Origin of the sequence: Nocardioides campestrisoli (assembly GCF_013624435.2) — a bacterium.
GTDB classification, from domain to species: domain Bacteria; phylum Actinomycetota; class Actinomycetes; order Propionibacteriales; family Nocardioidaceae; genus Nocardioides; species Nocardioides campestrisoli.
On record NZ_CP061768.1, the window covers coordinates 2,080,281 to 2,104,620 of the forward strand.

The 24,340-nt window shown below is 72.1% G+C and carries 25 protein-coding genes; 15 read left to right on the top strand and 10 right to left on the bottom strand.

The window, feature by feature from the left end; genetic code table 11:
- Nucleotides 1-24: 24 nt before the first annotated feature.
- Nucleotides 25-1,497 (top strand): KamA family radical SAM protein, encoded by a 1,473-nt coding sequence (locus tag H8838_RS09850; RefSeq protein ID WP_181310997.1) that lies wholly within the window; start codon nucleotides 25-27, stop codon nucleotides 1,495-1,497.
- A gap of 199 nt (nucleotides 1,498-1,696) precedes the next feature.
- Nucleotides 1,697-2,638, top strand: a complete 942-nt coding sequence (locus H8838_RS09855; protein WP_185996174.1) for a type IV toxin-antitoxin system AbiEi family antitoxin domain-containing protein — start codon at nucleotides 1,697-1,699, stop codon at nucleotides 2,636-2,638.
- 91 nt (nucleotides 2,639-2,729) lie between these two features.
- Here the strand turns inward: H8838_RS09855 and H8838_RS09860 are convergent, their stop codons facing one another.
- Nucleotides 2,730-3,188: an Lrp/AsnC family transcriptional regulator gene (locus H8838_RS09860; RefSeq protein ID WP_224766508.1), complete on the bottom strand. Its 459-nt coding sequence runs from the start codon at nucleotides 3,186-3,188 to the stop codon at nucleotides 2,730-2,732.
- A 316-nt stretch (nucleotides 3,189-3,504) separates the two neighbouring features.
- Between H8838_RS09860 and urtA the strand changes: the two genes are divergently transcribed.
- From urtA to H8838_RS09925, 13 genes are all read left to right on the top strand, one after another.
- Nucleotides 3,505-4,749, top strand: coding sequence for an urea ABC transporter substrate-binding protein (gene urtA / locus H8838_RS09865; RefSeq protein WP_224766509.1), 1,245 nt, complete (start codon nucleotides 3,505-3,507; stop codon nucleotides 4,747-4,749).
- Between the two features lie 95 nt (nucleotides 4,750-4,844).
- Nucleotides 4,845-5,729, top strand: coding sequence for an urea ABC transporter permease subunit UrtB (gene urtB / locus H8838_RS09870; RefSeq protein WP_181311000.1), 885 nt, complete (start codon nucleotides 4,845-4,847; stop codon nucleotides 5,727-5,729).
- Nucleotides 5,726-6,847, top strand: a complete 1,122-nt coding sequence (gene urtC / locus H8838_RS09875; protein ID WP_185996173.1) for an urea ABC transporter permease subunit UrtC — start codon at nucleotides 5,726-5,728, stop codon at nucleotides 6,845-6,847. The genes urtB and urtC overlap by 4 nt, the downstream gene beginning before the upstream one ends.
- Nucleotides 6,844-7,683: an urea ABC transporter ATP-binding protein UrtD gene (gene urtD, locus H8838_RS09880; RefSeq protein ID WP_185996172.1), complete on the top strand. Its 840-nt coding sequence runs from the start codon at nucleotides 6,844-6,846 to the stop codon at nucleotides 7,681-7,683. Before urtC ends, urtD begins: the two co-directional genes overlap by 4 nt.
- The gene (locus H8838_RS09885) at nucleotides 7,683-8,366 is read left to right on the top strand and encodes an ATP-binding cassette domain-containing protein (RefSeq protein ID WP_185996171.1); all 684 of its coding nucleotides are present in this window, start codon (nucleotides 7,683-7,685) and stop codon (nucleotides 8,364-8,366) included. Before urtD ends, H8838_RS09885 begins: the two co-directional genes overlap by 1 nt.
- A gap of 14 nt (nucleotides 8,367-8,380) precedes the next feature.
- On the top strand, nucleotides 8,381-8,683 hold the full coding sequence (locus tag H8838_RS09890) for an urease subunit gamma (RefSeq protein WP_181311004.1): 303 nt from the start codon (nucleotides 8,381-8,383) through the stop codon (nucleotides 8,681-8,683).
- A gap of 9 nt (nucleotides 8,684-8,692) precedes the next feature.
- Complete coding sequence (gene ureB / locus H8838_RS09895) at nucleotides 8,693-9,031, top strand: urease subunit beta (protein WP_219924120.1); 339 nt, start codon at nucleotides 8,693-8,695, stop codon at nucleotides 9,029-9,031.
- Nucleotides 9,024-10,727 (top strand): urease subunit alpha, encoded by a 1,704-nt coding sequence (locus H8838_RS09900; RefSeq protein WP_185996170.1) that lies wholly within the window; start codon nucleotides 9,024-9,026, stop codon nucleotides 10,725-10,727. Before ureB ends, H8838_RS09900 begins: the two co-directional genes overlap by 8 nt.
- 4 nt (nucleotides 10,728-10,731) lie before the next feature.
- On the top strand, nucleotides 10,732-11,451 hold the full coding sequence (locus H8838_RS09905) for an urease accessory protein UreF (RefSeq protein WP_185996169.1): 720 nt from the start codon (nucleotides 10,732-10,734) through the stop codon (nucleotides 11,449-11,451).
- On the top strand, nucleotides 11,444-12,127 hold the full coding sequence (ureG, locus tag H8838_RS09910) for an urease accessory protein UreG (protein WP_181311007.1): 684 nt from the start codon (nucleotides 11,444-11,446) through the stop codon (nucleotides 12,125-12,127). Before H8838_RS09905 ends, ureG begins: the two co-directional genes overlap by 8 nt.
- A 73-nt stretch (nucleotides 12,128-12,200) precedes the next feature.
- Nucleotides 12,201-12,908 (top strand): urease accessory protein UreD, encoded by a 708-nt coding sequence (locus tag H8838_RS09915; RefSeq protein WP_191465657.1) that lies wholly within the window; start codon nucleotides 12,201-12,203, stop codon nucleotides 12,906-12,908.
- Complete coding sequence (locus H8838_RS09920) at nucleotides 12,905-13,831, top strand: 5'-3' exonuclease (RefSeq protein WP_373562886.1); 927 nt, start codon at nucleotides 12,905-12,907, stop codon at nucleotides 13,829-13,831. The genes H8838_RS09915 and H8838_RS09920 overlap by 4 nt, the downstream gene beginning before the upstream one ends.
- A 66-nt stretch (nucleotides 13,832-13,897) precedes the next feature.
- Nucleotides 13,898-14,557 carry an SDR family oxidoreductase gene (locus H8838_RS09925; RefSeq protein WP_181311009.1) on the top strand — a complete coding sequence of 220 codons (660 nt, stop codon included), beginning with the start codon at nucleotides 13,898-13,900 and terminating at the stop codon, nucleotides 14,555-14,557.
- A gap of 3 nt (nucleotides 14,558-14,560) precedes the next feature.
- Here H8838_RS09925 and H8838_RS09930 read toward each other — a convergent pair whose 3' ends face one another.
- From H8838_RS09930 to pafA, 9 genes are all read right to left on the bottom strand, one after another.
- Nucleotides 14,561-17,347: a DEAD/DEAH box helicase gene (locus H8838_RS09930; RefSeq protein ID WP_181311010.1), complete on the bottom strand. Its 2,787-nt coding sequence runs from the start codon at nucleotides 17,345-17,347 to the stop codon at nucleotides 14,561-14,563.
- Nucleotides 17,344-18,222, bottom strand: coding sequence for a diacylglycerol kinase (locus tag H8838_RS09935; protein ID WP_181311011.1), 879 nt, complete (start codon nucleotides 18,220-18,222; stop codon nucleotides 17,344-17,346). The genes H8838_RS09930 and H8838_RS09935 overlap by 4 nt, the downstream gene beginning before the upstream one ends.
- 9 nt (nucleotides 18,223-18,231) lie before the next feature.
- On the bottom strand, nucleotides 18,232-18,657 hold the full coding sequence (locus H8838_RS09940; RefSeq protein ID WP_181311012.1) for a hypothetical protein: 426 nt from the start codon (nucleotides 18,655-18,657) through the stop codon (nucleotides 18,232-18,234).
- 90 nt (nucleotides 18,658-18,747) lie between these two features.
- Nucleotides 18,748-19,584, bottom strand: coding sequence for a twin-arginine translocase subunit TatC (gene tatC / locus H8838_RS09945; protein ID WP_224766510.1), 837 nt, complete (start codon nucleotides 19,582-19,584; stop codon nucleotides 18,748-18,750).
- Between the two features lie 11 nt (nucleotides 19,585-19,595).
- Nucleotides 19,596-19,862 carry a twin-arginine translocase TatA/TatE family subunit gene (tatA, locus tag H8838_RS09950; protein ID WP_181311014.1) on the bottom strand — a complete coding sequence of 89 codons (267 nt, stop codon included), beginning with the start codon at nucleotides 19,860-19,862 and terminating at the stop codon, nucleotides 19,596-19,598.
- A 32-nt stretch (nucleotides 19,863-19,894) separates the two neighbouring features.
- Entirely contained in the window at nucleotides 19,895-20,887 is a 993-nt protein-coding gene (locus H8838_RS09955; RefSeq protein ID WP_181311015.1) for a helix-turn-helix transcriptional regulator, read from the bottom strand.
- Nucleotides 20,887-21,873, bottom strand: a complete 987-nt coding sequence (locus tag H8838_RS09960) for a helix-turn-helix transcriptional regulator (RefSeq protein WP_181311016.1) — start codon at nucleotides 21,871-21,873, stop codon at nucleotides 20,887-20,889. Before H8838_RS09960 ends, H8838_RS09955 begins: the two co-directional genes overlap by 1 nt.
- Nucleotides 21,874-21,897: 24 nt before the next feature.
- Nucleotides 21,898-22,833: an FKBP-type peptidyl-prolyl cis-trans isomerase gene (locus H8838_RS09965; RefSeq protein ID WP_181311017.1), complete on the bottom strand. Its 936-nt coding sequence runs from the start codon at nucleotides 22,831-22,833 to the stop codon at nucleotides 21,898-21,900.
- 85 nt (nucleotides 22,834-22,918) lie between these two features.
- Complete coding sequence (pafA, locus tag H8838_RS09970) at nucleotides 22,919-24,280, bottom strand: Pup--protein ligase (RefSeq protein ID WP_185996167.1); 1,362 nt, start codon at nucleotides 24,278-24,280, stop codon at nucleotides 22,919-22,921.
- Nucleotides 24,281-24,340: the final 60 nt, after the last annotated feature.

A 24,340-nucleotide genomic window follows, 5' to 3' on the forward strand; every position in this document is an offset into this window, starting at 1 on the left:
CGCCTTTCCGTCACAAGGAGCCTCATGACTCTCGCCAGCTCCGGCCTCGTGCCGGGCCCCACCGACTCCAGCTCCGCGCAGCCCTACGCCTACGAGCGGGTGGCGCTGGTCGAGCCGGACTGGACCCGGTTCCCCGGGTGGGCCGGGGTGACCCGCGAGGAGTGGGCCTCGGTGCAGTGGCAGCGGGCGCACTGCGTGAAGAACGTCGCGCAGCTGCGGGCCCTGATGGGCGACCTCGTGGACGACCGGTTCTACGACGACCTCGAGCGCGACCAGCGCGAGCAGGCCACCATGTCGATGCTGGTGCCGCCGCAGATGATGAACACGATGCTCCCCCAGCTCGACCCCGGCGGGCCGGGGTCGTGGACGGAGGCGTTCTACGCCGACCCGATCCGGCACTACATGCTGCCCGTCTTCTCCGACCGGCGGACCGACTGGCCCTCGCACCCGCACGCCGCACGCGACTCGCTGCACGAGCACGACATGTGGGCAGCCGAGGGGCTGACCCACCGCTACCCCACCAAGGTGCTCGCCGAGCTGCTGCCGACCTGCCCGCAGTACTGCGGGCACTGCACCCGGATGGACCTGGTCGGCAACTCCACGCCCGTGGTCGAGAAGCTGCGGTTCGTCGCGAAGCCGCAGGACCGGCTGACGGCCATGCTCGACTACCTGCGCGCCACCCCGCAGGTCCGCGACGTGGTGGTCTCCGGCGGCGACGTCGCCAACATGCCCTGGCCGCGGCTGGAGGAGTTCCTGTCCCGGCTGCTGGAGATCGAGAACATCCGCGACATCCGGCTCGCCACCAAGGCGCTGATCGGCCTGCCCCAGCACTGGCTCCAGCCCGACGTGGTCGAGGGCGTGGCGAGGGTGGCCGGACGCGCCCGGGCCCAGGGGGTCTCCCTGGCCATGCACACGCACGCCAACCACGCGAACAGCGTCACCCCCCTGGTGGCCGACGCCGCCCGGGCGATGCTCGACGCCGGGCTGCGCGACGTCCGCAACCAGGGGGTGCTGCTCCAGGGCGTCAACGCCGACCCGCACGCGCTGCTCGACCTCTGCTTCCGGCTGCTCGACGGCGCCCAGGTCACGCCGTACTACTTCTACATGTGCGACATGATCCCGTCCTCGGAGCACTGGCGGGTCTCGGTCGCCCACGCCCAGCACCTCCAGCACCAGATCATGGGCTACCTGCCGGGCTTCGCCACGCCCCGGATCGTCTGCGACGTGCCGTTCGTCGGGAAGCGGTGGGTGCACCAGCTCGCCGACTACGACACCGAGCGGGGCATCTCGTCGTGGACGAAGAACTACCGCACCTCCCTGGAGGCGCAGGAGTCCGACGCACTCTCCCGCACCTACCAGTACTACGACCCGATCCACACCCTGCCGGCCGCCGGGCAGGAGTGGTGGGCCGCACACGCGCAGGTGGACGAGGTCGTCCAGCGGGCCGGGGCTGCGGCCGCCGCGTCCCGCCGTACGGCGTCCCTCCAGGCGCGCTGAGCCCGCCCCGCGCCCGCCCCTGCCCCGGGCGCGATCCCCGCACAGCCGGGGATCGCTGAACTTCGGACCCATCGCACCACCCACGAACCACGGGAAGCGCGTGCCAGGTCCCGTCCACAGCATGGCCACGGAGGCAGGTCTCCACAGGACGCGGGAGCGGCCGCCTCTCTGCGGCGCTTCCCTCCCCATGCTGGGCGCCATGACCACCACGCTCCTCGACCTCGAGGGCCTCGTCTTCCTGCGCCGTGAGGCTCATGACCGGGGCTACACCGACCAGCAGATCGCGCGGCTCGTGAGGTCGGGCGAGTGGTGGCGGGTACGTCGGGGCGCGTACGTCGCCGGCGACGTGTGGGGCTCGCTCGGCGACGCCGACCGCGCGCGTCTGCGGTCCCGAGCGGTGCTGAAGGCAGCCCATCCGAGCACCGTGCTCACCCACGTGTCTGCCGCCCTCGAGTGGGGCGCGCCCGTGTGGGGCTACTCCCTCGACGAGGTGCACACCAGCCGGCCGGAGACCGCCTCGGGGCGCCGAGAGGCGGGGATCGTCCATCACCGCGGCCTCCTGCCACCCGACCACGTGACGCAGGTCAACGGGGTCCGGCTGACCACTCCTCTGCGCTGTGCCCTGGAGCTCTCGGCGCTCGGCTCCGTGGAGCAGGCCCTCGTCTCGGTCAACGCCCTCATGCACGCCCGACTCGTCGAGCCCGGAGCGTTCTCAGCGCTGGCCCGCGAGCTGCGTCACTGGCCTGGGACGCTGGGCGTCAACCTCGTCAGTCGGCTCGCGGACCCGCGGCTGGAGTCCGCCGGTGAGAGCCGGACTGCGTACTTCATCTGGGCACACCACCTACCGCGACCGGTCCCGCAGTACGAGGTCCACGACGGAGCGGGACGCGTGCTGGCTCGCCTGGACTTCGCCTGGCCCGAGCACGGCGTGTTCCTGGAGTTCGACGGGATGTCGAAGTACCGCGAGCACCGCCGTCCGGGTGAGTCGGTGGAGGACTACCTGCTGCGCGAGAAGCGCCGAGAGGAGCTGGTGAGCCAGATGACCGGGTGGACCGGTCTGCGGTTGCGCTGGGCCGACCTCGACCGGCCGCACGAGTTGGCGTCCCGGATCCGACGGGTCCTCGCGCAGCGCGAAGGGTGACTCACCCCGTACTGGGCACGTCCTCTGCGTGGCTGGCACGCGTTGCAGCACGTGCCAACCCCGGGGATCCCCGGCTGTGCGGGGATTCCAGCTAGTCCCCCGCGAGCGGGCGGTTCTCGTACGGGGTGGAGAGCACGATGGTGGTGCGGGTCCTGACGTTGGCGGCCGCCCGCACCTGGCCGAGCAGCTCCTCGAGGTCGGCGGGGGTGCCGACCCGGACCTTGAGGATGTAGGACTCCTCCCCCGCCACCGACCAGCAGGACTCCACCGCCTCGAGCGGGGCCAGCCGGTCGGGGTAGTCGTCGGGCTGGGAGGGATCGAGCGGGGTGATGGAGACGAACGCCGTGAGTGGCCGGCCCAGCTGGGGGTGGTCGATGGTGGCGCCGTAGCCCCGGATCAGGCCGCGGGACTCGAGCCGCTTGACCCGCTGGTGCACCGCGGAGGTGGACAGCCCGGTGGCCTTCCCCAGGTCGGTGAACGACATCCGCCCGTCGGTGGCCAGCAGGCTGAGGATCTTGCGGTCGGTGGGCTCGACCTGTGGAGTGCTCACCCGGAAACCCTAGGGGACCGGGTGCGCCCGCAGACCCGTGTTCACCCGCTGATCGGGCCGGATCACGCCGGCGGCGGCTCTCCTGCCCCACCTAGCGCACCCGGTGCCCCGAGCGGTCGATGTTCCACCGGACCGGAGCACGACCCCGATCCGAAACGCTCCGTTACTCCCGGGACACATGGGGCGCCGGCCCGCGAAACATGGCGTCGCAACACTGCTCGTCGTCCCCAGGGACACCTGCCAGGAAGTCCGGAGGGGCGCCTGGTCCCGAGCCCGTCGACCAGCGGCGGGCGGCTCGACGAGAGGGCGGTACGCCGTGAACTCCAGAACATCCCGCACCATCCTGGGCGCGCTCAGCGCCGTGGCCCTGACCGGAGTCCTGGCCGGCTGTGGCGCCAAGGCCGGCGAGACCGCGGACGCCGCCGAGTCGTGCGTCAAGACCGACGGCGACAGCATCAAGATCGGCTTCCTCAACTCGCTCTCCGGCACCATGGCGATCAGCGAGACCACGGTGTTCAAGTCCCTGTCGATGGCCGCCGACGAGATCAACGCCGACGGCGGCGTGCTGGGCAAGAAGTTGGAGATCGTCAGCGAGGACGGCCAGTCCGAGCCCACCGTCTTCGCCGAGAAGGCGACCAAGCTGATCGACCAGGACTGCGTCGCCGCGGTCTTCGGCGGCTGGACGTCGAGCTCGCGCAAGGCGATGCTCCCGGTCTTCGAGGGCAAGGACTCGCTGCTGTTCTACCCCGTGCAGTACGAGGGCCTGGAGGCCTCCGACAACATCTTCTACACCGGCGCCACCACCAACCAGCAGATCATCCCGGCGCTGGACTACCTCAAGGACGAGAAGGGCATCAAGTCCATCTTCCTGGTGGGCTCCGACTACGTCTTCCCGCGCACCGCCAACGCAATCATCAAGGCGTACGCCGAGGAGCACGGCATCGAGGTGCTCGGCGAGGAGTACCAGCCGCTGGGCTCCACCAGCTTCGGCACCGTGGTGGACAAGGTGAAGTCGGCCGGCGCCGACGCCGTCTTCAACACCCTCAACGGCGACTCCAACGTGGCCTTCTTCAAGGAGTACAAGGGCAAGGGCCTGACCGCCGAGGCGATGCCCGTGGTCTCGGTCTCCATCGCCGAGGAGGAGGTGCCCGGGGTCGGGGTGGAGAACCTGGTCGGCCAGTACACCGCCTGGAACTACTACCAGACCATCGACAGCCCGGTGAACGCTGCGTTCGTGGAGGCGTTCAAGGAGGCCAACGGCGACAAGGCCGTCACCTCCGACCCGATGGAGGCGGCGTACACCTCGCTCCACCTGTGGAAGGGCATGGTCGAGGAGGCCGACTCCTTCGCGGTCGACGAGGTGGTCGAGGCGGCCGGCGGCGTGAGCTTCGACGCCCCCGAGGGCACGGTCACGGTCAACGGCGAGAACCACCACATCGCCAAGACCGCGCTGATCGGCCAGATCCGCAAGGACGGCCTGATCGAGACGGTCTGGAGCTCCGACGGCCCGATCGAGCCCGACCCGTTCCTGGAGGGCTACGACTGGTGGGACGGCCAGTGAGGTCCTGACCAGCGCCGGGTCGCGGAGACGCTCCGCGACCCGGCACCCCGTCCGCCGGAGTGATCCGGCCCCACCCGAGGGAGGCGACGTCTGACATGGACGTGTTCCTGTCCCAGGTCTTCACCGGTCTGTCCGCCGGCGCGGTCCTGCTCCTGATCGCCGTCGGCCTGACGCTCACGTTCGGCCAGATGGGCGTCATCAACATGGCGCACGGCGAGTTCCTGATGGCCGGCGCCTACACCGCCTACGTGATCAACCTGGTGGTCGGCAACGCCGACCTCGGGCTGCTGGTCGCCCTGCCGGTCGGCTTCCTGGTCGGAGGTCTGCTCGGCGTGCTGCTGGAGGCGACCGTGATCCGGTGGATGTACCACCGGCCGCTCGACACCCTCCTGGTCACCTACGGCGTCGGCCTGGTGCTCCAGCAGGTCGCCCGCGACATCTTCGGTGCCCCCGCCAAGGAGGTGCCCTCGCCGGGCTGGCTCGACGGCTCCGTGCCCGTCCTCGGCTACGACTTCCCGCTGGCCCGGCTCTTCCTGCTGCTGCTCGCCGTCTGCTGCCTGCTCGCGGTGATCGCGGTGCTGAAGTACACCGCGCTGGGCCGCCAGGTCCGGGCCACGGTGAGCAACCGCGACCTGGCCGAGACCCTCGGCATCTCCACGCGGCGCTCGGACCGCATCACCTTCTTCCTCGGGTCCGGCCTGGCCGGCATCGCCGGCGTGGCCCTGACCCTGCTCGGATCGACCGGCCCCACCATCGGTTCCTCCTACATCGTGGAGGCATTCCTGGTCGTGGTGGTCGGCGGCATCGGCCAGATCAAGGGCACCGTGATCGCGGCGTTCTCGATCGGCGTGATCCAGTCCTTCCTGGAGTACGCGACGTCCGGGAGCATCGCCAAGGTCGTCGTCTTCCTCGCGATCGTCGTCTTCCTCCAGGTCCGTCCCCAAGGCATCTTCGCGGTGCGGACGAGGAGCCTGGCATGAACCGGCCCACCAAGCTCGCCCCCCTGCTCGGCTGGCTCGCGCTCGCCGTCGCGCTGCTCGTGCTCGCTCCCGCCCTGCTCAGCGACTTCCGCCTCGGTCTGCTGGCGAAGTACTGCTGCTACGCGATCGCCGCGGTCGGCATCGGCCTCGCCTGGGGGCGGGGCGGGATGCTGGTCCTCGGCCAGGGGCTCTACTTCGGCCTCGGCGGCTACGCGATGGCGATGCACCTCAAGCTCACCGACGCCGGCCCGGGCAACGTCCCGGACTTCATGACCCTGTACGCCGGCGGCGAGATGCCGCTGTGGTGGGAGCCGTTCCGCAGCCCCGCGGTCACCGTGCTCGCCATCGTGCTGCTCCCGGTGGTGGTGGCCACGGTGCTGGGTGCCGCCATCTTCAAGCGGCGGGTGAAGGGCGCGTACTTCGCGATCCTCTCCCAGGCCCTGACGGCAGCCTTCGCCATCCTGCTCGTCGGCCAGGTCAAGGCGACCGGTGGCTTCAACGGGCTCAACAACTTCCAGAGCTTCTTCGGGTACTCGCTCTACGACCCGGTCAACAAGCAGATGCTCTACTTCATCGCCGCCGGGGTGCTGCTCGCCTCGATCGCGCTGATGTCCCAGCTCTACCGGAGCCGGTTCGGTGAGCTCCTGGTCGCCACCCGCGACGCCGAGGAGCGGGTGCGGTTCCTGGGGCACGACCCGGCCAACATCAAGCTGGTCGCCTACGTGGTGGCCGCGGTGCTGGCCAGCGTCGGTGGCGCGCTCTTCGTCCCGATCGTGGGGATCATCTCCCCCGAGGAGGTCGGGGTCGGCGCCTCCATCGCGATGGTCGCCGGGGTCGCCCTGGGCGGTCGCGCCTCGCTGATGGGCCCGGCGCTGGGAGCGCTGATGGTCGGGTACGCCGAGACCTCGCTCTCGGAGTCCTTCCCCGGCTCCTGGTCCTACTTCCAGGGCGGCCTGTTCATCGTGGTGGTGCTGCTGCTGCCGGGCGGCCTCGCTCAGCTCTTCTCCCGGCTCGGCGGGCTGCGCCGCCGTAGCGCCCCTCCCCCGTCGAGGCACGCCGAGGACCCCGGGTCCCGCGACGCGACGCCCGACGGCACGACCCAGGAGGTCAACGCATGAGCGCCACCCACCGCGCGGGCGCCCACCACGCGAGCCAAGGCTCCGGCCCCGGCCCACAGCCGGGCACACAGCCGGGCACACAGCCGGGCACCCGTCGCGACTACCTCGAGGTACGCGACATCCGGGTCGAGTTCGACGGGTTCGTCGCGGTCGACGGCGTGGACCTGACCCTCCTCCAGGGCCAGGTGCACTTCCTGATCGGCCCCAACGGAGCGGGCAAGACCACCGTGGTCGACGCCCTGACCGGACTGGTCCACGCCACCGGGCTCGCGTCGTACGACAACCAGAACCTCCTCGGCCTCCCCTCGCACGCGATCGTCCGGCTCGGCATCGGGCGCACCTTCCAGACCGCGACCGTCTTCGAGGAGCTCACCGTCCTGCAGAACCTCGACATCGCCGGTGGCGTGCACCGGCGGGCCCGGGACATGCTGCGCAGTCGCCGCGGAGTGCCCGACTACGTGCACCGCGCCCTGGAGACCGTCGGCCTCACCGAGCTCGCCGACCGCCCGGCCGGGGTGCTCTCGCACGGCCAGAAGCAGTGGCTGGAGATCGGCATGCTGTTGGTCCAGGACGCCAAGGTGATGCTGCTCGACGAGCCGGTCGCCGGCATGTCGGCCGACGAGCGGCACGAGACCGGCGAGCTGCTGCACCGGATCGGGCAGGAGCGGACCATCGTGGTGATCGAGCACGACATGGACTTCGTCCGTGACTTCGCCGACGTGGTCACCGTGATGAGCGCCGGCCGGGTGCTGGCGCACGGCACGGTCGAGGAGATCCGGGCCAACCAAGAGGTGCAGAGGGTCTACCTCGGCCACACCGTGGAAGGGACCGCGTGATGCTGGAGCTCAAGGACGTGGTCGCCGCGTACGGCCGCACGGAGGTGCTGCACGGGGTCTCGCTGAGCATCCCGACCGGCGGCGCCGCCTCGGTGATCGGGCACAACGGCGCGGGCAAGACCACCCTGCTGCGCGCCGCGGTCGGGCTGCTGCCGGTCCGCTCGGGGCAGGTGCTGCTCGACGGCGAGGACGTCACCAGGCTGCGCCCGCACCAGCGGGTACGCCGCGGCGTGGGGTACGTGCCCCAGGGCCAGCAGTCGTTCGGGCAGATGACCACGCTGGAGAACCTCCAGCTCGTCGCCGGGCGGGACAGGTCCGCTCTCGACGAGGTGCTGGACACCTTCCCCGCCCTGACCGGTCTGCTCGCCCGGCGGGCGGGCCTGCTCTCCGGCGGTCAGCGCCAGCAGCTGGCGATCGCCCGGACGCTGCTGACCAGGCCGCGGATGCTCATCCTCGACGAGCCGACCGAGGGCATCCAGCCCAACGTGGTGGCCGAGATCGAGCAGGTGATCATCGACCTGACCGCACGCGGCGACCTGTCGGTGCTGCTGGTCGAGCAGCACGTCGGGTTCGCGATGCGGGCCACCCAGGACTACCACGTGCTCGCCTCGGGCCGGGTCGTCTCCACCGGCACCGCGGGAGCCGCCGCCGTGGACAGCGTCCGGTCCGTGATGGCGGTCTGAGAGAGTTCCCCGCGATGCACCTCACACCCTCAGACACCGAGAAGCTGCTGCTGTCCGTGGCCGGGATGGTCGCCCGCGACCGGCTCGCCCGCGGCGTCCGGCTCAACCATCCGGAGTCCGTGGCCCTGCTGGCCACCTGGGTGATCGAGCGGGCCCGCGAGGGCGTGCCCGTGACCGAGCTGATGAGCGCCGGGCGCGAGGTCCTCACCCGCGACCAGGTGATGGACGGCGTGCCGGAGATGCTGCACGACGTCCAGGTCGAGGCGACCTTCCCGGACGGCCGCAAGCTCGTCACCCTCCACGACCCGATCTCCTGAGGAGCCCTGATGTCATCCTCCAGCGACGGGCCGGGCGCGCTGCGTCCCGCGCCCGGCACCGTGGTGCTCAACGCCGACCGCACCGACGCCGAGCGACTGAGCCTGGTGGTGGTCAACACCGGGGACCGGCCGATCCAGGTCGGCTCCCACCTGCACCTGCCGGACGCCAACGCCGCGCTCGACTTCGACCGGGCGGCCGCCGCCGGGTTCCGCCTCGACATCCCCTCGGGCACCTCCCGCCGGTTCGAGCCCGGCGCCTCCCGCGAGGTCGACCTGGTGGCGCTGCGCGGCGCCCGCGTGGTCCCCGGGCTGCAGCGCAAGAGCGACGGGGGCGTCCTCGATGGTTGAGATCAGCCGGGCTCAGTACGCCGCCCTGTACGGTCCGACCGCCGGCGACCAGCTGCGCCTCGGCGACACCGACCTGTGGATCGAGGTGGAGCAGGACCTCACCTTCGGCGGTGAGGAGGCCGTCTTCGGCGGCGGCAAGTCGATCCGGGAGTCCATGGCCCAGTCGGCTCGCAGCCGCGCCGAGGGGGTGCCGGACACGGTCATCACCAACGTCGTGGTCCTGGACCACTGGGGCATCGTCCGGGCCGACGTCGGCATCCGGGACGGCCGCATCGTCGCGCTCGGTCGGGCTGGCAACCCCGACATCGCGGACGGCGTGCACCCCGACCTGGTGATCGGGCCGTCGACCGACATCGTCTCCGGGGAGGGCCGGATCCTCACCGCGGGCGCGGTGGACGTGCACGTGCACTTCCTGTCCACCTCGCAGGTGCACGAGGCCCTCGCCACCGGGATCACCACCGTCGGCGGCGGGGGCACCGGACCCTCGGAGGGGTCCAAGGCCACCACCGTCACCCCGGGCGCCTGGCACCTGCGCACGGTGCACCGCGCCCTGGACCGCCTGCCGGTCAACGTGCTGCTGATGGGCAAGGGCAACACCGTGAGCGCCGAGGGACTGCGGGAGCAGGCACTGGCCGGGGCCGCGGCGTACAAGGTGCACGAGGACTGGGGCTCCACCCCGGCGGCCATCGACGCCGCGCTCCGCGCCGCCGACGAGCACGGGCTGCAAGTGGCGCTGCACTCCGACAGCCTCAACGAGGCGGGCTTCCTGGAGTCCACCCTGGCCGCGATCGACGGCCGCTCGATCCACGCCTTCCACGCCGAGGGCGCGGGCGGCGGGCACGCACCGGACATCATGAAGGTGGCCTCGCTCCCCCACGTCATCCCGGGGTCGACCAACCCCACCCTGCCGCACACGGTCAACACCGTCGCCGAGCACCTCGACATGCTGATGGTCTGCCACCACCTGAACCCCCGGGTGCCGGAGGACCTGGCGTTCGCGGAGTCCCGGATCCGGGCCACCACCATCGCGGCCGAGGACGTGCTGCACGACATGGGCGCCATGTCGATCACCTCCAGCGACGCCCAGGCGATGGGCCGGATCGGCGAGGTGGTCTGCCGCACCTGGCAGGTCGCGCACGTGATGAAGCACCGCCGCGGCTCCCTGGGCACCAGCCTGCCCGCGGACAACGAGCGAGCCCGCCGCTACGTGGCCAAGTACACGATCAACCCCGCGATCGCCCACGGGATCGCCGCCGAGATCGGCTCGGTCGAGGTTGGCAAGATGGCCGACCTGGTGCTGTGGGACCCGCGCTTCTTCGGCATCCGCCCCGACGTGGTGATCAAGGGCGGCGCCCTGGTCCGGGCGGCGCTGGGCGATCCCAACGCCTCGATCCCCACCCCGCAGCCGGTGCTGATGCGACCCACCCTGGTCGACGACGACGCCAGCGACCACGCGGTCACGTTCGTCTCCCCGGTGGCCCTGGAGGACGGCCTCGCCGACCGCCTGGGCCTGGCGCGGCGGCTGGTCGGGATCGCCCCGACCAGGGACGTGGGCAAGGCGCAGATGGTCAACAACGACGTGTGCCCGCGGATCGACATCGACCCGGAGACGTTCGCCATCGACGTCGACGGCGAGCGGGTCGAGCCGGCACCCGCGCAGGTGCTCCCGCTCGCCCAGCTCTACTCGATGTTCTGACCTCGTGGACCCTCTTCTCCCGCCCGGACCGGCCGCAGCCGGTGGTCTCGCCCCCTCCTCGGCGGTCGTCTCGCTCCTGCTGGCCGACGCCCGGCTCCCGGTGGGCGGTCACACGCAGTCCGCTGGCCTCGAGCCCGCCCTGCGCAGCGGGCTGCCGCCCGAGGCGCTCCCCGCGTACTGCCGGGCGAGGCTGGCGACCGTGGTGCCCACGGAGGCGGCGACCGCCGTGGTCACCGCACACCTGTTGCGGTCGGCTCAGCCGGCGTCCACGACCCGGCTGGCGGAAGTGGCCGCGCACTGGGCAGCCCGCACACCCAGCGACGCGCAGCGGCACACCGCGCTGGAGCTGGGCCGTGGCCTGCTCCGGATGGCCGGGCGGCTCTGGCCCGGACACCCTCTGCTCACCGGCTGGACGGTCCCCCCGGTCCGCCCCCTGGTCCTCGGCGCGATCGGCGCCGTCGCAGGCGTGCACGCCACCGACCTGGCGCGGGTCGTGGCCTACGAGGACGTGCAGACCGTGGTCGCCGCCGGGCTCAAGCTCTCCCCCGCGGATCCCCTGGACAGCCTCGCCTGGACCTGGGAGCTGCTCCCGGACGTCGACGCGGTGGCGCTGGCGGTCGGGTCCCTGACCCGTCCCGTCGAGATCCCCAGCAGCAGTTCCCCACAGATCGAGGAGTGGGCGCAGGCCCACTCGCGTGCGACCCGGAGGTTGTTCCGTGCCTGAGACCCGTCAGACCCTGCGACTGGGCGTGTGCGGCCCGGTGGGCACCGGCAAGAGCTCGCTCATCGCGACGCTGTGCCGGCGCCTCGCCGGCAGCCACCGGCTGGCCGTGGTGACCAACGACATCTACACCGACGAGGACGCCCGCTTCCTCCGCTCGGCCGGCGTGCTGGACCCCGAGCGGATCGTCGGGGTGGAGACCGGGGCGTGCCCGCACACCGCGATCCGCGACGACATCACGGCCAACCTGATGACGGTCGAAGACCTCGAGGCGCGGTTCAGCCCGCTCGACGTGGTGCTGGTCGAGTCCGGCGGGGACAACCTGACCGCCACCTTCTCCCCCGCCCTGGTCGACGTGCAGATCTTCGTGCTCGACGTCGCCGGGGGCGGCGACGTCGCCCGCAAGGGCGGTCCAGGGATCGAGCGGGCCGACCTGCTGGTGCTGAACAAGACCGACCTGGCGCCGTACGTGGGCGTCGACCTGCCCACGATGGTGGCGGACGCGACCGCGGCCCGCGACGGCCGCCCCGTGGTGGCCCTCTCCCGCCACGACGAGGAGTCGGTCGAGACGCTCACCACCTGGGTGGTCCAGCAGCTCGCCGTGCTCCGCGCCGGTCGCCTGGACCCGCAGGATCCCGGGCCGATGGCCGCCCACGTGCATGCCCACGCCCACGACTAGCCCGCCTCCGGCGACCACGCGGATCGAGGCGACCACGGACGGCCGCCGGGCCGGCGTACGGATGGGCGGCGGGGTGCTGCGGGTGGTCGTGCTGGAGCGCGGGCCGCGACGGGTCAGCGTGGCCCTGGTGCCCACCACCGCGTTGCTGCTGGCCGGTGACCGGGTCCGGATCGAGCTGCGGGTCGGCGAGGGCTGCCTGCTGGAGGTCACCGAGCCGGCCGGCACGGTGGCCTACGACATGCGGGGAGACGCGGCCCGGTGGCAGGTCGACGTGCAGGTGGCCGACGGTGCCGGCCTGGTCTGGCAGACGCCCGAGTTCGTGGTCTCCCAGGGGGCGCACGTCGAGCGGCGTACGACGGTCCGCCTGGCCGGCGACGCCTCCTGCCTGCTGCGCGAGACCCTGGTGCTGGGGCGCACCGGGGAGCGACCGGGGGCGCTGGTCGCCACCACCTCCGTGACCCGGGACGACCTGCCGGTGCTCCAGGAGCGGCTCGTGGCCGGGCCGCAGGCCCAGGTGCCGGGGATCCTCGGCGGGCACCGGGTGATCGACCAGGTGCTGGACCTGGGCAGCCCTGTCGACCCCACCGGGACCGGCCCCGCAGACCCCGATCCGACGCAGGACCCGCCCCCGATGCTGCTGGCGGCGGGTGGACGCCTGCACCGGCGCCTGGCCGACGCGGCGCACGAGGGGTGCCTGGACGACATCTGGGCAGGGCTCGCGGCCCGGCACCGAGCCGGCTCCGTCGCGGCGGGCACCGACTCTGGCAGGATCGCGACGTGACCGCACCTCGCCGCCTGATGCTGCTCGACACCGCCTCGCTCTACTTCCGCGCGTACTTCGGGATCCCCGAGATCAAGGCCCCGGACGGGACGAACGTCAACGCGGTCCGCGGGCTCCTGGACTTCATCGCTCGGCTGGTCGCCGACTACCAGCCCACCGACCTGGTGTGCTGCTGGGACGACGACTGGCGGCCGCAGTGGCGGGTCGACCTGCTGCCCACCTACAAGGCGCACCGGGTGGTCACCGAGCGCCAGGAGCAGCCCGACGTCGAGGAGGTCCCGGACCCGCTGGAGCGCCAGGTGCCGATCATCCGCGAGGTCCTCGCGGCCCTCGGCATCCCGGTGGTCGGAGCCGCCGAGCACGAGGCGGACGACGTGATCGGCACGCTCGCCACGGACGCGGGCATGCCCGTCGACATCGTCACCGGCGACCGGGACCTGTTCCAGCTGATCGACGACGACGCCGAGGTGCGGGTGCTCTACACCGCGCGCGGGGTCGGCAAGCACGAGCGGGTCACCGACCAGGTGATCCTGGACAAGTACGCCGTCCGTGCCGCCCAGTACGCCGACTTCGCCGTGCTCCGCGGCGACACCTCCGACGGCCTGCCCGGGGTGGCCGGCGTCGGCGAGAAGACCGCGGCGACCCTGCTGGGCAGGTTCGGGGACGTGGACGCGATCGTGGCCGCAGCCCAGGACCCGGACTCCGACCTCGCCCCCGGCCCGCGGCGCAAGATCAAGGACGCGGCCGCCTACCTCGAGGTCGCGCCCACCGTCGTCCGGGTGGTCCGCGACCTGGACCTGGGCGAGGTGGACACCACCCTGCCGACCACGCCGGTGGACCACGAGCAGTGCCTGGCGCTCGCCGCCCGCTGGAACCTCGAGGGCGCCATGGCGCGCCTCGTCACGGCCCTCTCCGAGCGGTAGGCCGGCGCGCCACCACCCGAACGCCGCGACGCGGCGTCCTTGGCCCCGGTTCCTAGGGTGGAGCGCATGACCCGAATCGCTGTTGTCGGGGGCCACGGCAAGGTGGCCCGTCATCTGCACCCCCTGCTGGTCGAGGCCGGCCTGCAGCCGGTCGCGCTGGTCCGGCGCGAGGAGTACCGCGACGAGCTCGAGGCGCAGGGCGCGGAGGTGCGGCTGCTCGACATCGAGCAGGACGACGCCGCTGCGTTCGCGTGGGCCTTCGACGGCTGCTCCGCGGTCGTCTTCGCCGCCGGTGGCGGCGCGGACGGGAACGTCGAGCGCAAGAAGACCGTCGACCTCGGCGGCTCGCTGAAGTCGATCGAGGGCGCGCAGGAGGCCGGCATCCGCCGGTTCGTCCAGGTCTCGGCGATCTCGGTCGACGACCCGCTGCCCGAGGACACCGCCGAGGTCTGGCGTGCCTACGTGGAGGCCAAGCGCGACGCCGACGCCGCCCTGCGCGACAGCGGGCTGGACTGGACGATCCTGCGGCCCGGCCGGCTCACCGACGACCCGGCCACCGGCCGGGTCACCCTCGCACCCGACGCCGCCCCCGGCGACGTCACCCGGGCCGACGTGGCCCAGGTGATCGCCACCGTGCTGGCCACCGACCTCGGCGTCGGCGCCCAGTGGAACCTCGTCGAGGGCGAGACGCCGGTGGCCGAGGCGGTCGAGGCCGCCGCGCGGTAGCGGCTACTCGTTGAAGGCGCTGTAGGCGACCACACCTCGCCGCAGCGCCTTCGACGTCTCCCGCGCCGTCTTGCGCAGCGGGGTGTCGGCGGCCGCGTCCGCGACCTGGCCGGCGAGGTCCAGCAGCTGCTTCATCCAGCGTACGAAGTCGCCCGCCGCCAGGTCGATCCCGCCGAGCACCTCGTCGAGGTCGTCGCCCTCCGCCCAGCGCTGCGCGGCCCAGGCGAAGCCCAGGTCGGGCTCGCGGAGGAAGTCGAGCCGGTGGTCCTTCTCCAACGCGTCCAGGTCGGCCCACAGGCGCACCATCTCCCCGATCACGTCGCGGGCGCGCCCGGAAGGGAGCCGGGGCGGGCTCGCGTCGTCGGCGCGGCGGGCCTCGTAGACCAGCACCGAGAGGACGGCAGCCAGCTCCGGCGGCGTGAGGTCGTCCCACAGCCCCTGCCGCAGCGACTCCGCTGCGACCAGGTCCATGTCGGTGTAGATCCGCCGCAGCCGGGCCCCACGCTCGGTCACCTCGTTGCCGTCGAGGTAGTCCAGCGCCTCCAGCACCTCGCAGACCCGGTCGAAGATGCGGGCCACGGTGTTGGTGCGGTTCTCCACCCGTCGCCGCAGGGTCGCGGTGTCCCGCGAGAGCTTGAACCAGCGCTCGGCCCAGCGGGCGTGGTCCTCCCGGTCGGGGCAGCCATGGCACGGGTGCTGGGCCAGCTGGCGGCGCAGGGACTCGATCTCCCGGTCGATCGGGCTCTGTCCGGGAGCCTCGCGACTCCCCCGCTTGCGCGGCGGCGGGGTGAGGTCGTGCGTGCGCGCCCGCAGCGCGCTGGCCAGGTCCCGGCGCATCTGCGGGTTGCGTCCGTTGAAGGAGCGCGGGATCCGCACCCGGGTCAGCGCCTCGACCGGCGTGGGGAAGTCCATCGGCGCCAGCCGCCGGGCCTGCCGGTCCGCGGTGACCACGTAGGGGCGCGGCTCGTCGGGGTTGCCGAGGCCGGGGTCGACGACCACCGCGTAGCCGGCGAACTTGCCCGCCGGCACCTGGATCACGTCGCCGGGCTTGAGCCGTTGCAGGGATGCGAGCGCCTCCCCGCGTCGGTCGGCCTTGCGCGCCCGCGCGGCCGCCTTCTCCTCGTCCGAGATGCGCCGGCGCAGCCCGGCGTACTCCATGAAGTCGCCGAGGTGGCAGGTGGCGGCCTCGGCGTAGCCCTCGAGCGCGTCCTCGGCCTGGTGCAGCTGGCGGGCCAGGCCCACCACCGCCCGGTCGGCCTGGAACTGCGCGAAGGACATCTCCAGCAGCTCCCGCGCGCGGTCCCGGCCGAACTGGTGGACCAGGTTGACGGCCATGTTGTAGCTGGGCCGGAACGAGGAGCGCAGCGGGTAGGTACGGGTGGAGGCCAGACCGGCGAGCTCGCGCGGGTCGGTGCCCGGCTGCCAGAGCACGACCGCGTGCCCCTCGACGTCGAGGCCGCGGCGCCCGGCGCGTCCGGTCAGCTGGGTGTACTCCCCCGGCGTGATGTCGGCGTGGGTCTCGCCGTTCCACTTCGAGAGCTTCTCGATCACCACGGTGCGGGCCGGCATGTTGATGCCCAGGGCCAGCGTCTCGGTGGCGAAGACGACCTTGCACAGCCCCCGCGCGAAGAGCTCCTCGACGCACTGCTTGAACGTCGGCAGCATGCCCGCGTGGTGGGAGGCCACGCCGCGGGTCAGACCCTCGAGGAACTCGTGGTAGCCGAGCACCTGCAGGTCGTCGTCGGGCAGGTGCCGGCAGCGCTCCTCGACGAAGGCGAAGATCTCGTCCCGCTCCTCGGGGGTGGTGAGCCTGACCCCGGCGGAGAGGCACTGGGTGACCGCGGCGTCGCAGCCGACCCGGCTGAAGATGAAGACGATCGCCGGCAGCATGCCGAGCCGCTCGAGCTGGTCGATCACGTCGACCCGGCTCGGGATCCAGACCCGGCGTCCGTTGCCCACCGCGCGGGGGCTCTTGGACGAGCCGGGCTTGCCCTTGCGCGGCGAACGACGGTCGCGCATCAGCCGGCTGCTCGCGAAGTCGTCACGCGCCACCCGGAGCAGCTCCCCGTTGACCGGAGCGCCCTCCTTGACGAAGCCCGCCGCCGCGTCGACGTCGGACTTGGCGAAGAGGTCGAGGATCCGGCGTCCGACCATCACGTGCTGGAAGAGGGGCACGGGTCGCCGCTCCTCCACGATGGTGGTGGTGTCGCCGCGGACGGTGGCCAGCCACTCGCCGAACTCCTCGGCGTTGGAGACGGTGGCCGACAGCGAGATCACCGACACCGACTCCGGGAGGTGGATGATGACCTCCTCCCAGACCGCCCCGCGGGCGCGGTCGGCGAGGTAGTGCACCTCGTCCATCACCACGAACCCGAGGCCCATCAGCGTGGTCGAGGCGGCGTAGAGCATGTTGCGCAGCACCTCGGTGGTCATCACCACCACCGGTGCCTCGCCGTTGATGGTGTGGTCGCCGGTCAGCAGGCCGACGTTCTCGGCCCCGTGGCGTGCGACCAGGTCGTGGTACTTCTGGTTCGACAGCGCCTTGATCGGCGTGGTGTAGAAGCACTTGCGTCCCGTGGCCAGGGCCAGGTGGACGGCGAACTCCCCGACGACGGTCTTGCCCGACCCGGTCGGGGCCGCGACCAGGACGCCGCGACCGTCCTCGATCTCCTGGCAGGCCCGTCGCTGGAAGTCGTCGAGGCCGAACGAGTAGCTCCCGGCGAACTCGGCGAGGACCGGGTGCTGGCGGTCGCGGCGGAAGGCGGCGTACGCCTCGGACGGAGAAGTCATGACCACACCTTCAGCGCCGCGGGGACGCACTCGATCGTGAGCGGGAGAGGGCCGAACCGGTCACCGTCGGCGTAGGCGACGATGCCGGGCGCCGCGACGGTCACGCGGCGCACCCGGTGGTGCTCGTACTGGGGATGTCCGACGTGGGTGCCGGCGAACAGCTTGGGGTAGTGACGCACCAGGGCGGAGCGGCTCATCGGGCGGATCACCACGACGTCGAGGAGCCCGTCGTCGAGCACGGCCCCCTCGGTGATCCGCAGGCCTCCGCCGAAGGACGGCCCGTTGCCCACGGCGACCAGGACCGCGTCGACCTGGCGGGTGTCGCCGTCCAGGACGAGCTGGTACCGGATCGGGCTCAGGGTGCGCAGCTCGGCGAGCGCCGCCAGCGTGTAGCGCGCCTGCCCGCGCGGCCAGCGCATCGCGTTCGCCCGCTCGTTGACCTGGGCGTCGAAGCCGGCGGCCAGCACGGTGACGAACCACCGGTCGCCGCTGCGGCCCAGGTCGACGGTCCGGGTGCGCCCGGCGACGATCCGCTCCGCGGCCTGCTCGGGGTCGGCACGAGGGAGGTCGAAGTAGCGGGCGACGTCGTTGCCCGTCCCGCCGGGGATGAGGCCGAGCGGGACGTCGGTGCCGGCCACCGCCTGGACTCCGAGGTGGAACATGCCGTCGCCGCCGCAGACCACCAGGCCGTCGACCCCGTCGGCCACGCTGCGGCGAGCCAGGTCCGCGGTCTCGTCGGCGTCGCGCCCCACCAGGTCACGGACCACCAGCCCGCGCTCGCGCAGGCGGGCGACGGCACGCTGCCGGGCACCGCTGCGGACGCGGCCGGCGGTGGGATTGGTGAGGAAGGCGATCTCACGAGGGCTGCCGGTCACCCCTCGACCCTAGCGGCCCGGTGATGGCCGCCGAGGCGCCTCGGCCCCGATCCGCAGGTAGGCGGCGTACCGGTCGGGCGATCCACCGACCGCCCGGGCCAGCCGGGCCAGGGTCCTGAGCACCAGGTCGGGACCGAAGCGGGTGCCGGGCACCGCCAGGACCAGCCGGCCGTCACGCCGTCCGAGCATCACCTGGCCGTGCTGCCACGCCTGGTGCGCCTGGGCCCGGGGCGCGTCGGCGACGACCGGTGCCGGGTAGGCCTCGTCGACCGCGAGCAGGTCGCAGGGCAGGGTCTCGTGGCCGGTGGCCGAGAGCGCCCCGGCGACGAGGTGCCCGGTGCGCACCCCCTCCTCGGGTGTCCAGGTGACCTCCTCGGTCCCCAGCCACTCGGGGAGGTCGAAGGGGTCGACGACGCTGATCTCAGGCGGCTGCACGTGCACACCCTCTCACTGGGGCGTCCGCTCGTCGGTGCGCAGTGCCCGATCCGCCGTCCGGCGCGCACCCGCGGTCACCGACCCGGGGGGTCAGATCGGCGAGACCTCGTCGTCGCCCCAGACCGGCTGGGCCGCTGCGCGGCGGGCGCGCACGCGGTCGACCGTGCGCGCGACCACCTCCGCGACCAGGAACAGCAGCAGCATGGGCAGCGCGAGCGCGAGCATCGAGAACGGTTCGGTGGAGGGCGTGGCCACCGCGGCGAAGACGAACGTGCCGATGACGATCCAGGGCCGGTGGCGACCCAGCGCCTTGCCGCTGACCACCCCGGCGAGGTTGAGCAGGATGACGAAGAGCGGGATCTCGAAGGCGACCCCGAAGACCAGGAGCATCCGGGTCAGGAACGAGAAGTAGGTGCCGAACTCCACCAGGCTCTGGAGCTGGTCGGGCGTGAAGCCGATCAGCACCTCCAGGCCCTTGGGCAGCACGTAGTAGCCGGTGGCCACGCCGGCGAGGAAGAGCGGCCCCGCGACCGCGGCGAAGATCCGCGACCAGCGGCGCTCGTCGCGGTGCAGCCCCGGCAGCACGAAGCCCCAGATCTGGGAGAGCCAGTACGGGCTGGAGAGCACGATCGCCGCGACGCCGCACAGCTTGAGCTGGAGCATCAGCGGGCCGGTGGCCCCTTCGACGTACGCCATGGTCTGCACGTCGGCGTCCAGCTGGCGACGGGCGTTGTTGTAGGGGTCCAGCACCAGGTCGAGCAGCTGGTCGTAGAAGAAGAGCGCGACGCCGAAGACGGTCACCAGGACCAGGGCGCTGCGCACGACCCGCGCCCGGAGCTCCCGGAAGTGGTCGCTCAGCGGCATGCGCCCGTCAGGGCCGACCGGGTGCTGCGGCGTGCCGCGCAGGACCTGGAGGAAACCTCGCACCATCGCCTGGGTCAGGCGGTGTCGTCGCGGCGAGGCTCGTCGTGGGGCGAGCGGTACGGGGCGTCGAGCTCCTCGCGGCGGCGGGCCTCGAGCTCGCGCTGCTCAGGGGTCTTGTCGTCGTCCATCAGGCCCTTGGTCTCGGCCTTGAAGATGCGCAGGGCGCGGCCGCTGCCGCGGGCCAGCTCGGGGAGCTTGGAGGCACCGAAGACGAGAACGATGACCGCCAGGATGATGAGCAGCTCAGGCGTGCCGAGTCCGGCGATGGCGTACAGGTTCATGTCTGTCCTCGGGTGGCGGGTGAGCCTTCATCTTACGTCGTACCGCCAGCATAGAGCCTCAGCGCGTCGGCGGCCGCCTGGCGACAGGCCTGGGCCAGCTCCACCGGCGAGACCACCTCCGCGTGCGGCGCCAGCCGCAGCACCAGGCGGGTCAACCAGCGGGCGTCCCCGACGTGCAGATCCACCTCGAGCCGGCCGTCCGGAAGGTGTCGCACGTCGTCGACCGGAAAGTACTCCGGGACCCACTGGGCCCCGGGCGCGAGCCTCAGGGTGGCCAGCTGCCCGGCCCGGGCGTGCCGGAAGAGCTCCTCGGAGAGGTCGACCGGCGCGGTCTCGTGCGCGGCGGCGGGGCTCTCCAGCAGCTCGAGGGCGTGGATCCGGTCGAGCCGGAAGACCCGACGGCCCTCGGCGGAGTGGCACCAGCCCTCCAGGTAGTCGAACCCCTCCGAGCGGTGCAGCCGGACCGGGTCGACGACCCGCACACCCGCCTCGTCGCGGGTGGGGACCCAGTAGGTCAGGCGGACCTGGCGCCGCTCGGCGAGCGCCCGCTCCAGCCCCGCGCGCACCTCCGCGGGAGCGTCACCGCCGAGGTCCAGCTCGACCTGCGAGTGTGCGCTGCCCTCCGCGGCGGCCTGCTCCAGCTTTCCCAGGGTGCGGTCCACCACGTCCCGGGTGGCCTCCGGGGCACTGTCGCGCACCGCGCGGAGCGCGACGATCAGCGCCGTCGCCTCGGTCGGGCTCAGCCGCAACGGCCGCGAGAGGTAGTCGGCGTTGGAGACCCGGATCACTCCGTCGGCCTCCTCGCCCTCCAGGGCGTCGAGGTCGACGTCGATCAGGTCGTCCGGATACCCACCGGGGAGCCCGCACATCAGCAGCACCTTGAGGTCCCGGACCACCTGGCCCGGGCTGGTGCCCAGGGCCGCGGCGGCCTCCTCCAGCCGGACCGAGCCGTGGGCGTGCAGGAACGGGACCAGCGTGAGCAGCCGGGAGACCTGGTCGCGCGCGCCGCTGCCGCTGCCGGCCATCACTGCCCTCCTGTCGTCTGCAGGGTCCTCAGCAGGGTCGTCAGCCGTCCGCGTACGTCCGCGCGGAGCGAGTCGGGCGACTCCACGTAGGCATCGGCGCCGTACGGCAGGATCTCGTCGGCGACCACCCGAGGGCTGGCCGTGAGCCGCACCCGGTCCCACGCCGTTCGGTCGTCGGGGCCCGGCACGTCCGCCTCCACCGCGTCGGCCATCCGGCGCAGCCCGTGGCCGGTGCCGGCCCGGACCAGCACCGCGACCGGCTCGGTGGCCGGTGCCGGCACGAGCCGGGTGGCCACGGCCCGGATGTCGGTGCCCTCGGGGATCTCGTAGCTTCCTGGCTCACCGACCAGCCGGGCAGGTCCCTGGATCCGGGAGAGCCGGAAGACCCGCTCCTCGCCCCGGTCGGTGTCGAAGCCGACGGCGTACCAGCGGCCCGAGTAGCGGACCACGCCCCACGGCTGCAGGTGCCGGGTCCGCGCCTCGGGGGCGCCCGGACGCCGGTAGTCGAAGACGACCTCGCGACGCTCCTGGGTCGCGGCCCAGAAGACGTCGAACGTCGGCTCGTCGGCGCCGATGTGCGGCTCCACGATGTCCAGCGCGGCCACGTCGACCGGCACCTTGGCGGCGGCGAGCTTGCGCAGCGCCTCGGCCGTCGCGTCGGCCAGGGTGGCGTGCTGCCACACCTTCCCGGCCAGGCCGACCACGGCTGCCTCGTCGGCGTCCAGGCTGATCTCGGGCAGCGCGAGCTGGTCGGGACGGATCCGGTAGCCCACCTCGTCCTCGAAGTAGGCGTCCAGGGTGCCGGTCTCCACCGGCACCCCGAGGCTGCGCAGCTCCTCCTTGTCCCGGTCGAACATCCGCTCGAAGGCCTCCTCCCCCTGGTCGGGGTAGAGGATCTCGCGGATGCGCGACTTGGGCACGTACCGACGCTGCACCAGCAGCATGATCAGCAGGTTGAGCAGACGCTCGCTCTTGCGGTTCGCCACCTCGGCCCCCTCCCCGGTGCCAGGTCAGACGGCCGCGAGGATGTCCACGACGAAGTAGAGCGTGTCGGTGCCCTTGATCCCGGCCTGCTCGTTGCCCTTCTCGCCGTAGCCGAGCTGCGGCGGGACGGCCACGATGATCCGGGAGCCGACGGTCTCGCCGACGAGCGACTGGTCCCAGCCCTTCACGACCTGGCCGACGCCGATCGGGAACTGCGCGGGCTGACCCTTGCTGTAGGACTCGTCGAAGGGCTCCTTGCCCTCGTAGACCTGGCCGAGGTAGTTGACGTAGATCGTCTGGCCCTTCTTGACCGCGGGACCGTCGCCCTTGACGGTCTTGGTCACCCAGAGCTTGCCGTTGGGCTTGGGCGTGCCGGCGAAGTCGAAGCCGGTGACCTTGCCGTCCTCCTCGAGCAGCTTGGGCGCCCACTTGGCGGGCGTCCGCTCCTCACCGGTCGGCTCGTTGGCCACGCCGTCCAGCAGCTCGGTCACGAAGAGCACGCTGTCCTTGTTGCCGATCCCCAGCGAGGAGTTGCCGGCCTCGCCGTAGGCGTCCTCGGCCGAGGCGGCCACCGCGACCACGGACCCGATCTTCTGGCCCTCGAGGCCCGCCTTGAGGCCGGGCAGCAGGGTGTCGTCGATGGTGATCAGGGTGGGCTGCTTCTGGTCGTAGGAGCTGAAGGACTGCTCCTGCTCGAAGCCGTTGCCGATCCACACGTGCACCAGCACGCTGTCGCCGGCCTCCGCGGGCTCGCCGTCGCCCTCGACCAGGACGTCGGTCTCGATCTCGGAGGGATCCATCTTCTCGTCCCAGGTGACCTCGGGCGCCTTGCCGGGCGTGGCCTCGATGGTGACGGCGTCCAGCGCGTTCCCGGACCCCTCGTCACCGGAGTCGTCACCGCAGGCGGTGAGGGACAGGAGGCCGACGGCCAGAGCGGCAGCAGCCGCGGTACGACGAGACACAGGGAATCAACCTTCACGTGGGGGGAACAAACGCCGTCACTCTAGCCCGGTCCCCTGAGAGAACCCTGGCACCGGCTCAGCCGGCTCACATCCCGTCGATCAGCCGCTGCACGCGCTCGTCGTGGGCCCGGAACGGGTCCTTGCACAGGACCGTGCGCTGGGCCTGGTCGTTGAGCTTGAGGTGCACCCAGTCGACGGTGAAGTCCCGGCGGCGTTCCTGGGCGGTCCGGATGAACTCGCCCCGCAGCCTGGCCCGGGTGTTCTGCGGCGGCACCGACTTGGCCTCGAAGATCTTCAGGTCGTTGGTGACCCGGGCGACCGCGCCACGCTTCTCCAGCAGGTAGTAGAGCCCCCGACCGCGGTGGATGTCGTGGTAGGCGAGGTCCAGCTGGGCGACCCGCGGGTGCCCCAGCGGGAGGCCGTGCGCGGCCCGGTAGCGCTCGATCAGCTTCCACTTGATCACCCAGTCGAGCTCGCGGTCGACCAGGCCCAGGTCGTCGCTCTCCACCGCCTTGAGCCCGCGCTCCCACAGGTCCAGCGCCCGCTCGATCAGGGGGGTCGAGATCCCCCGCTGGTCGACGAACTCGCGGGCCTTGCCGAGGTACTCGGCCTGGATCTCCAGCGCGCTGGCCTCGCGACCGTTGGCCAGGCGCACCTTCCGCTGCCCGGTCATGTCGTGGGAGATCTCCCGGATGGCGCGGATCGGGTTCTCCATCGTGAGGTCGCGCATCACCACGCCCTCCTCGATCATCCGCAGCACCAGGTCGCAGGAGGCCACCTTGAGCATCGTGGTGGTCTCGCTCATGTTGGAGTCGCCCACGATGACGTGCAGCCGGCGGTACTTCTCCGCGTCGGCGTGCGGCTCGTCGCGGGTGTTGATGATGGGCCGGCTGCGGGTGGTGGCGCTGGAGACGCCCTCCCAGATGTGCTCGGCGCGCTGGGAGACCGAGTACGACGCACCCCGCGGCGTCTGGGTCACCTTGCCCGCCCCCACGAGGATCTGCCGGGTGACCAGGAACGGGATCAGCACGTCCGCCAGCCGGCTGAACTCACCGGCCCGGCCGACCAGGTAGTTCTCGTGGCAGCCGTAGGAGTTCCCGGCGGAGTCGGTGTTGTTCTTGAACAGGTAGATGTCGCCGGAGACGCCCTCGTCGTGGAGCCGCTGCTCGGCGTCGAGCAGGAGTCCCTCGAGCACCCGCTCCCCCGCCTTGTCGTGGGTGACGAGCTCGGCGATGTCGTCGCACTCGGGGGTGGCGTACTCCGGGTGGCTGCCGACGTCGAGGTAGAGCCGGGCCCCGTTGCGCAGGAAGACGTTGCTGCTGCGCCCCCAGGAGACGACCTTGCGGAACAGGTAGCGCGCGACCTCGTCCGGGCTCAGGCGGCGCTGTCCCTTGAACGTGCACGTGACGCCGTACTCGTTCTCGATCCCGAAGATCCGCCGGTCCATGGCCCCACCCTAGTGGCGTGGCCCACATCCGCCCCGGACTTCAGCCTCTAGACACCCCAG

Bases quoted from the DNA above. Each gene is read 5' to 3' on its own strand.
- H8838_RS09850 (WP_181310997.1), top strand. From the start codon at position 25: ATGACTCTCGCCAGCTCCGGCCTCGTGCCGGGCCCCACCGACTCCAGC.
- H8838_RS09855 (WP_185996174.1), top strand. From the start codon at position 1,697: ATGACCACCACGCTCCTCGACCTCGAGGGCCTCGTCTTCCTGCGCCGT.
- urtB (WP_181311000.1), top strand. From the start codon at position 4,845: ATGGACGTGTTCCTGTCCCAGGTCTTCACCGGTCTGTCCGCCGGCGCG.
- urtC (WP_185996173.1), top strand. From the start codon at position 5,726: ATGAACCGGCCCACCAAGCTCGCCCCCCTGCTCGGCTGGCTCGCGCTC.
- urtD (WP_185996172.1), top strand. From the start codon at position 6,844: ATGAGCGCCACCCACCGCGCGGGCGCCCACCACGCGAGCCAAGGCTCC.
- H8838_RS09885 (WP_185996171.1), top strand. From the start codon at position 7,683: ATGCTGGAGCTCAAGGACGTGGTCGCCGCGTACGGCCGCACGGAGGTG.
- H8838_RS09890 (WP_181311004.1), top strand. From the start codon at position 8,381: ATGCACCTCACACCCTCAGACACCGAGAAGCTGCTGCTGTCCGTGGCC.
- ureB (WP_219924120.1), top strand. From the start codon at position 8,693: ATGTCATCCTCCAGCGACGGGCCGGGCGCGCTGCGTCCCGCGCCCGGC.
- H8838_RS09900 (WP_185996170.1), top strand. From the start codon at position 9,024: ATGGTTGAGATCAGCCGGGCTCAGTACGCCGCCCTGTACGGTCCGACC.
- H8838_RS09925 (WP_181311009.1), top strand. From the start codon at position 13,898: ATGACCCGAATCGCTGTTGTCGGGGGCCACGGCAAGGTGGCCCGTCAT.
- H8838_RS09930 (WP_181311010.1), bottom strand. From the start codon at position 17,347: ATGACTTCTCCGTCCGAGGCGTACGCCGCCTTCCGCCGCGACCGCCAG.
- tatA (WP_181311014.1), bottom strand. From the start codon at position 19,862: ATGAACCTGTACGCCATCGCCGGACTCGGCACGCCTGAGCTGCTCATC.
- H8838_RS09955 (WP_181311015.1), bottom strand. From the start codon at position 20,887: ATGGCCGGCAGCGGCAGCGGCGCGCGCGACCAGGTCTCCCGGCTGCTC.
- pafA (WP_185996167.1), bottom strand. From the start codon at position 24,280: ATGGACCGGCGGATCTTCGGGATCGAGAACGAGTACGGCGTCACGTGC.